Genomic DNA, 8246 nt, shown 5'->3' with positions numbered 1-8246 from the left:
TTCCTGGGTGGCGGCACCCAGTTCGTTGATTGCCGCAGCCACGCTGTTGGTGCGCATGCTCTGCTCTTCAGAGCCGCTGATCGACGCGTTGGAGGCGCTGACCACTTTCTCCGACAGGTCATGCACCAGGCGGGTGGCGGATGAGACTTCGCTGATGGACGCATGGATCCGTTCGACAAAGCGGTTGAACGAGGTCGCCAGTTCGCCGAACTCGTCCTTGTTCTGCACGGCCAGGCGACGCGTCAGGTCGCCTTCGCCCTCGGCGATGTCGCGCATGGCGCGGCCCATGGTGGTCAGCGGGCTCATCAGTACCGGAATCAGCAGGCCGAGCAGGCCGGCGATGGCCGCGACGGCAATCAACATGGCAATGATCGCCGAGGTGCGGAACTGGCTGAGCGCGGCGTAAGCCTTGTCCTTGTCGATCGACAGGCCGATGTACCACTGCGCCGATGGCAGGCCGGCCACCGGGGCGAAGGAGATGATGCGGTCCTGGCCATCGAGGGTGACATCCTGCATGCCGGCGGCAACCCGCAGGTTGCTGCCCGGGTAGATGTCCTTGAGGTTTTTCATCACCTGGTCTTTGTTCGGGCTGACGATCACCTGGCCATTGCTGTCGGCCAGGAAGGCGTGGCCGATGCCGCCGAAATCGACCGAGTTGATGATCTCGACCAGGGTGTCGAGGGTCACGTCGCCACCGACCACACCGATCAGCTGGCCATTGTCGCTGCTCTTGACCGGCGTGGCGATGGTTACCATCAGGCCGCCGACCGCGCCCTGGTAGGGGGCCGTCAGCACCGTCTGCCCGGCGCTGGCTGCGGCGCCATACCAAGGGCGCTGGCGCGGGTCGTAACCGGCGGGCATCTGGGTATCCGGGCGCTGGGTGAACACACCGTTGGCCTGGCCCAGGTAGGTGAACAGGAAATTACGCGTGTAGGAAGGCTGCTCGATCAGGCCGGCCAAGGTGTCGCCGGCGCCTTGCTGGCCGATGTCCTGGGCCAGGTTTTCCAGCACCAGGATGCGCCCGCTCATCCAGTTCTGCACGCTGCTGGCGGTCAGGGCACCGGATTGCTCCACCGAGGCTTCGATGTTCTGGCGGATGGTGTTGCGTTGCAGGTAGTCGTTGTAGAGCGTGAACAGGGCAAATGCCAGGACCACGACGCCGCAGGCGCTGAGCAGGATCTTGTGGCGAAATTTCAGGTTCATGTTTCGAGACCTTGAGCCAATGAGGGGAGGGCGCAGCGCGCTCATGACGCATTGCGGGGCCTATCGACCGGGATATCGGCTCAAGGGGTAAAATATTGAAGCGCCTACAGAAATTTCTTACAGGCGTTTCGACAGACGGTAATCATGGCTTGCCCAGTTGTTCGATCAACAGGCGTGCGGCCTGCTGCAGCGGCTGTTGTTTGCGCCAGAAGATGTGCACTGGTAACTGGAGTTCATTGCGTGTATTGCGAAAATCCAGACGTACCAGGCGCCCCCTGGCGATCAGCGGCGCTACCCGCGACGACGGCAGGTCGCCCCAGCCCAGGCCGGTTTCGACCATCTGCAGGGCCAGGTCGAAGCTGTCGGTAGACCAGTGCGTGGCGCCGATCAACGGGCGCGGGTCAGTCAGTGGCAGGTCACGGCTGCGTACCAGGATCTGCCGCACCCGGGTCAGGTCCTCCAGGTACTGGATTCGCCCCTCGCGCAGGGCGGGGTGGGCCGGCGACAGAGTTGCCACCAGCGACTCCATGCCGATGTGCTGAAAGCCGCGCCGGGCATCGACCTGCAGGCCGGCAAAGGCTACACAAAGGTCTACGCGGCCGCTGTCCAGCAACTGCAAGGCTTCCTCTTGCGGGGCGCTGAGCAGGGCGATGTCCAGCAACGGGTGACGCTCACCGAGGCGGGCAATGGCTGCCAGCAGCGGGCGGTGGTCGATGTCTGGCACCACGGCCAGCGTCAGACTGCTTTCCAGCCCCTGCGACAATTCCAGGGCATGTGCCTGCAGCAGCCCCAGCTGTTCGGCAATCAGTCGGGCGTGTGGCTCCAGGGCCAGCGCTTGTGCTGTAGCCCGAACTTCACGCGAGCCACGCTCGAACAGGCTGTAACCCAGTTCGGCCTCAAGGTTGCCAATAGCCATGCTCACGGCGGACGGCACCCGCTGCAGGGCTCGTGCGGCGGCAGAAAACGAACCGCGGTCAAGCACGGCGAGAAACAGCTGGATGTTGTCGCTGGAAAAATTCATGTCAGGCTCCTGTCAGTAGATCTGACAGCTGCTGACTTTTGCTGTCAAGCAGCGTGAAGCATTATCGCACCGCTTTTGTCATTCAGAGGAAACTCCCGATGCAGGGAATGAAACGCAAACTGGTCTACGTGACTTTCTATGAACTGATCGGGCTGTGCATGTCGACCCTCGGGCTGGCCTACCTGGCGGATACCCAGGCCTCCCATACCGGGCCGCTGGCGGTGATGATCACTACCATCGCTATGCTCTGGAACCTGATCTACAACACCCTCTTCGAGTACTGGGAGAGCCGCCAGGCCAAGCGTGGGCGCAGCGTGGCGCGGAGGGTGGCGCATGCCATCGGCTTTCAGCTGACCCTGGTGGTGTATCTGATCCCGCTGATCGCCTGGTGGCTCGGAATGACGCTGGTCGAGGCGTTGCTGGTGGACATGGCGTTCATTGTGCTGATCCCTTGCTACACCTTTGCCTACAACTGGGCGTTCGACCGGATGTTCGGGTTGCCAAATTCGGCCCTGGCCTCGGCCTGATCGGGCCGGCACAGGCAACCGCTAAGGCAGGCGGATGATCAAAGGCTCCTGCCGCTGCTTCACCGGCTGCTCCACAGGCTGCTCAAGCGGCCGTGGTGCACTGGCCAGCAAACTGTCCTCAACCTGCCCCGACAGGTAATACACGCCCGCCATGGCCCCGCTCTGGCGGTTTTCCATCAGCTCTTGCCATTCCTGGTTCAACGCCACGTTGAGGATCACCCGCAGCTGCTCGACCATCTGCGGCTGCTCGCGATCATGGGTCATCATCCCGTAGCCCGCCGCCGCAATCGAGATCATAGCACCCGCCACCTTGCCCACCGCTGACGCCACGGCACTGGCGATGCCCCGCGGGGCCAGGGTAGCCCCAAGCTTCTCACTGGCCTGGGTGGCCACCGAACTCAAACCCACATCGGTGTTACCCGGGCCTTTGCTGGCCTGCTGATGCAAATGCTGGCGCATGGCTTGCCAGGCCGGCTGCTGGTCCAGCGACTGGGCCCGCAGCAGCTGATACAGGCTGGCATTGCGTGCGTCCGGCGGCCCCAGGTTGATGGCGGGGATGCGGTTGAGGCGCTGGCTGAACTGCTCGGGCGGCGCGTTGTAGCGGCTGGTGATGGCCGGTAGCTGTTGGCCGAGCAGTTGCAGATAGAGCTCGCAGGCACGGTCGCGAATACCCTCCGGGTTGATCTGCTCGGCCACCGGCTCGATCACCCGCTCGTGGTACTGCTCCTGCAGGTACAGCGCCAGGCGCTTTTCTGCAGGCTCCCGGCCCTTGCCACTGTCAAGCTTGTACCAGGCTACTTTCAAGGTCAGCCACTGCTGGGTCCAGTAGCCGGTGAACCAAGGGATGAAGTCGCTTTCGGTGCGTTGCTGCACCTGCTCCTTCCACACCCGCATCGAGCGCCGGGCATAGTCGTTGGCCGAGCCCGCAGCGCCGGCCGAGGCATCGATCAGATCCTGGTCGATGCGTTGCCAGGCGTCGGGGGTGAGCACCGCCGGCGGTGGTGGGGCAGGCGGGCGCTTGCCCGCGCAGGCGACAAGCGCCAGCAGCAGGCACAACAGCAGAGGGATACGAGAACTCACGCAACCGCCTCCCTGGTAGAGGCTGGGGTGGTTCTCGGAGTATAGGGTGGGGTTGCAGTCGCCGCTGCGCAGCCCATCGCCTGCCCGACGCGTTCCCTCTGTAGGAGCGGCCTTGTGTCGCGATGGGCCGCAAAGCGGCCCCAGGCTCTCAGCTGCGCAGCAGATATTGCCGGGGCCGCGTTACGGCCCATCGCGACACAAGGCCGCTCCTACACAAGTAGCTGGATTGTGAATGGGTCATCCCAGGTCGAGCTTTTCTTCCAGGCGGTCCAGGTGCCTGTGCATCAGCCCCAATGCCGCTTCGGCGTCGCCTTGCTCCACAGCATCGATGATCGCCGCATGCTCTTCCCACGCGCAGTGGTCACAGCACGGTGACTCATAGCGCGCGATGATCAGCGAGGTCATCGGCACCAAACCGTTCAGAAACCGCGCCAGTGGCGCATTGGCGGCCACCTGCGCCAGTTTCAGGTGAAACTCCCCGCCCAGGCGGATCGCCGCGCAACGCTCGCCGCTCTCATGATGCTGGCGCTCACGCTCCACCAGTTGCCGTAGCTGGCGTACCTGCGCCGGCCGGGCGCGTTGGGTTGCCAGGGTGATCAGCGTGGTTTCGGCCAGGCGCCGGGCGCTGAGCACCTGGCGCGCCTGGTCCGGGTCGGGTGCGGCCAGGTGTGCGGTGTGGCTGGGGCGCTGCACCACCACCTGCTGGTCGGACAGGCGCCCCAGCACGCGACGGATCACGGTGCGGCTGACACCAAAGGCATGGCCCAGCGCCTGTTCGGGCAGCAGGCTGCCAGGCGGCAGGCGTTGTTCGAGAATGGCATCGAACAGCCGCGGGTAGATCTGCTCGGCCGACAGGCGGGTTTCGCCTGCCGCAAGCAGGGCAGGCAAGTGGGGGGCGGCGTTCATGGTCGCTCTCCTGGGGTCATGGATGCGGGTGTTCGTCCGGGATGTTCAGCGCTATGCCCATGCGCAGCCCTTCGGCCAGGATGTGCTGGCGCATCTGGGCACTGGCCTGGGCGCTGTTGCGTTCACGTATGGCACGTACCACGGCTTCGTTTTCTTTCAGCCGGGCCGCCAGGTGTTCGGGCGAGTTGCGCAGCATGTCGGCGCTTTGCTTGAGGGCATTGCCGGTCTGCTGCACCACGCTCTGGAAGATCGGGTTGGTGGTCAGGGCGAACAGCGCCTGATGGAAGGCGATGTAGGCCGAGACCCCGGCTTCGCTGTCATCGGCCTCCAGCGCTTCGCGCATGTCCATCAGGGTCAGGCGCAACTGGCCGATATCCTGGCTATTGGCTGATTGCGCCACCAGCCCGACGATGAACGGTTCAAGGGTGTAGCGCAGCTCCAGCACATCGGCCAGGCTGGCTGCGGCGCTGGTTTCCAGGCCCGGCTCCTGGGCGGCGGCGTCGGCATCCAGCACCAGCACGCCTTTGCCCGGCAACGAGCGCACCAGGCCCTGGGTTTCCAGCACGGTCACCGCTTCGCGCAGGCTTGGGCGGCTGATACCCAGTTGCTCGGCCAGGTCGCGCTGGCCCGGCAGCATGTCGCCGCTGCGCCATTGGCCACGGGCCAGGGCCTGGCGGAGCTTTTCCACCACTGAGTTGACGACGGTCGATGAGCTGATCACGGTTCGCTCCTGGAAGGGCCGGCATCAGTGCCGGCCACGTTCACTCAGAATTCCTGTTGATGGACATTGGGCTGTTTGCGCGGCGTGGGGGCGAAGCCGAGCTTGCCGTCGAGCACGTTCTGCGCACGTTCAAGGTCGATGTCCTTCTCCCAGCGGGCGATGGCCACGGTGGCGACGCAGTTGCCGATCAGGTTGGTCAGCGCACGGCCAATGCCCATGAACCAGTCCACCGCCAGCACCAGCACCAGGCCGACCACCGGAATCGCCGGTACCGCGGTCAAGGTGGCGGCAAGAATCACCAAGGCCGAGCCTGGGATGCCGTGAGCACCCTTGGAAGTCACCAACGACACCAGCAGGATGGTCAGCAGGTCGGTCATTTCCAGCGGCGTGCCAGTGGCGTTGGCAATGAACACGATGGCCAGGGTCAGGTAGATGGAGAAGCCGTCAAGGTTGAACGAGTAGCCGGTAGGGATAACCAGGCCGACGGTGGAGCTGCCGATGCCCAGGTGCTCCAGTTTGCGCATGATTTGTGGCAGCACGGCGTCGGAGGACGCGGTGCCAAGGACGATGGTCAGCTCTTCACGCAGGTACTTGATCAGTGGCAACAGCTTCAGGCCCGACAGGCGCATCACCGTGCCCAGCACGACCAGGACGAAACCGGCGCAGGTCAGGTAGAACAGTGCCACCAGGCCACCCAGGTGCTGCAGCGACTCCAGGCCGTACTTGCTGGTGGTAAAGGCGATGGCGCCGAATACGCCAATCGGCGCCAGGCGCACGATCATGCCCATGATCCGGAAGATCACATGGCTCAGTTCGTTGATCAACCGCGAAATCCCGGCGGCCGAGTCCCCGACCAGGTTCAGCGCACTGCCGAACAGCACCGAGAACAGCAGCACCTGCAGAATGTTGTTGTCAGCAAAGGCACCGATCACCGAGGTGGGGATCAGGTCCATGAAGAACGCCGTGGCACCGTGGATGTGCTGGCCACGCTCGGCCAGGCTGCTGGCATCGGCGCTGGACAGCTGCTCCAGGTGGATGTTGGCACCACTGCCAATGCCACTGCTGAAGGCGAAGATCAAGCCGATCACCAGGGCGATGGTGGTCAGCACTTCGAAATAGATCACCGATTTCAAGCCGATGCGCCCGACCTTTTTCAGGTCACCCGCGCCGGAAATACCGCTGACCACCACGCAGAACACGATCAGGCCGATCAACATCTTGATCAGCTTGATGAAGCCGTCGCCGAGGGGTTTGAGTTGCAAGGAAAGGTCGGGGAAGCTGAGGCCGCAGGCAATGCCGAGGGCAAGGCCGAGCACGACTTGCAGGAATATCGAACGCGAGCACCATTTGAGCATGGAAGTGATCTCTGATCGGTGTCCTTGCTTCGGTAGCCGCACGGGGCGAAAGAGCGCAGGACTTAATTATTGTGGTCTTACCGGTTTGTTCAGCGCCAGGCCATAAAAGCGCGAAAAATCCGAGATTGCAAGGCTTTTTGGCCTTACCGGTCTGACCAGTTGTGGGGCAACTCGGCCCACCAGGCTCTAGTTCGGTGCGCACCGCAATCGGAATGCACAGAAAACAGTTCAGGGCATGGCCGGAGCCTGGTTGCAGGTTGCAATCCGCTTGCCAATCGCCGAGCCAGCCTCGACTTTTTTGATAACGCCATGATTCGTAAGGTTTATTTGCATTATGTGGCTGAAATCGTAGAATCCGCGCCCGACCGGGCAGTCAGCAACGGGCCGTTTGCGGGAAAATCCTCCCGACCCCGCCCCAAGCTGGCGCCTGGCGTTCAAATGAATGGAGTCTCATCGTGCGCCTCAACCTCCCGGTCACCCCGGTCGAGCAACGTTTCCCCCCTGGTCAGCGGCTGATTTCCGCCACTGATACCGCCAGCCTGATCACCTACTGCAACCCCGAATTCACTGCCATCAGCGGTTACAGCGAGGCCGAACTGATCGGCAGCCCGCACAACCTGGTGCGCCATCCGGACATGCCACCGGCGGTGTATGCGCTGATGTGGCGTTACCTGAAGGCCGGCAAGAGTTGGATGGGCATCGTCAAGAACCGCTGCCGCAACGGCGACTACTACTGGGTCAACGCCTACGTCACCCCCATCCTCGAAGGCGGGCGGGTGGTTGGCTACGAGTCGGTGCGGGTGTGCCCCACACGTGAGCAGGTGGCCCGCGCCGAGGCCCTGTATGCTCGGCTGCGCAACGGCCAACCGGCCTTGTCGGCAGCGCACCGGCTGGGCTCGCTGGCTCAGGCCCTGGCCTTGCCACTGGCGGGTGGGCTGCTGGCGGTGGGTGCCAACCAGCTGTGGCCCGGCTTTCCGGGGCAGGGCCTTGCAGCGGGCCTGTTCCTGGCCTACGGCTTGTGGGCGCGCAACGCCGTCGGACGGCAGTTGCAGCAGGTTGTGCAGGGCGCCGAGGGCACCTTCGCCGACCCGGTCGCAGCCTTGACCTACAGCGACTTGCCAGGTGCTGCGGGGCAACTGCAAGTGATGCTGATCAGTGAGGAGGCACGGCTGAAAACCGCGTTGACCCGCTTGAGCGACCTGGCCGGGCAAATGGCCGTGGCCGCCCATGATGCCGGGCAATTGTCACGCGGCACCGAAGCGGCATTGCTGGACCAGCGCGCCGAAACCGACCTCAGCGCCACGGCGATGAACCAGATGGCTGTTTCCATCGGCCAGGTGGCCAACCACGTACAGCTGACTGCCGCCGAGGCGCACACCGCGCACCTGCTGGCGGCGCAGGGCAGCCAGGTGGCCGATGCCAGTGGCGCGGCC

Annotated in this window: 7 protein-coding genes and 1 pseudogene; 2 read left to right on the top strand and 6 right to left on the bottom strand. The window is 63.9% G+C overall.

What is annotated here, in order from left to right; all coding sequences use genetic code 11:
• Both mcpA and HP547_RS04690 read right to left on the bottom strand, forming a co-directional pair.
• A pseudogene (gene mcpA, locus HP547_RS04695) lies at positions 1 to 1203 on the bottom strand (methyl-accepting chemotaxis protein McpA); the annotation flags it as partial.
• Positions 1204 to 1345: 142 nt separating this feature from the next.
• Entirely contained in the window at positions 1346 to 2224 is an 879-nt protein-coding gene (locus HP547_RS04690; RefSeq protein WP_172285622.1) for a LysR family transcriptional regulator, read from the bottom strand.
• A gap of 98 nt (positions 2225 to 2322) precedes the next feature.
• Between HP547_RS04690 and HP547_RS04685 the strand changes: the two genes are divergently transcribed.
• The gene (locus HP547_RS04685) at positions 2323 to 2751 is read left to right on the top strand and encodes a PACE efflux transporter (protein WP_172230627.1); all 429 of its coding nucleotides are present in this window, start codon (positions 2323 to 2325) and stop codon (positions 2749 to 2751) included.
• A gap of 21 nt (positions 2752 to 2772) precedes the next feature.
• On the opposite strand, the gene HP547_RS04680 is transcribed toward HP547_RS04685, so the two are convergent.
• The 4 genes from HP547_RS04680 to HP547_RS04665 all read right to left on the bottom strand — a co-directional run bounded on the left by HP547_RS04680 (position 2773) and on the right by HP547_RS04665 (position 6813).
• The gene (locus HP547_RS04680; protein ID WP_172285621.1) at positions 2773 to 3831 is read right to left on the bottom strand and encodes a hypothetical protein; all 1059 of its coding nucleotides are present in this window, start codon (positions 3829 to 3831) and stop codon (positions 2773 to 2775) included.
• 237 nt (positions 3832 to 4068) lie between these two features.
• The gene (locus HP547_RS04675) at positions 4069 to 4737 is read right to left on the bottom strand and encodes a GntR family transcriptional regulator (protein WP_172230619.1); all 669 of its coding nucleotides are present in this window, start codon (positions 4735 to 4737) and stop codon (positions 4069 to 4071) included.
• A 16-nt stretch (positions 4738 to 4753) separates the two neighbouring features.
• Entirely contained in the window at positions 4754 to 5458 is a 705-nt protein-coding gene (locus HP547_RS04670) for an FCD domain-containing protein (RefSeq protein ID WP_172230616.1), read from the bottom strand.
• 44 nt (positions 5459 to 5502) lie between these two features.
• Complete coding sequence (locus tag HP547_RS04665; protein WP_172230613.1) at positions 5503 to 6813, bottom strand: C4-dicarboxylate transporter DctA; 1311 nt, start codon at positions 6811 to 6813, stop codon at positions 5503 to 5505.
• A 455-nt stretch (positions 6814 to 7268) separates the two neighbouring features.
• On the opposite strand from HP547_RS04665, the gene HP547_RS04660 reads away from it, so the two are divergent.
• The coding region (locus tag HP547_RS04660) for a PAS domain-containing protein (protein WP_172285620.1) at positions 7269 to 8246 on the top strand (978 nt) is incomplete at its 3' end.

It is taken from the genome of Pseudomonas sp. CM27, assembly GCF_013179515.1.
GTDB lineage: Bacteria > Pseudomonadota > Gammaproteobacteria > Pseudomonadales > Pseudomonadaceae > Aquipseudomonas.
This window is presented reverse-complemented; position numbering and strand designations above follow the sequence as displayed.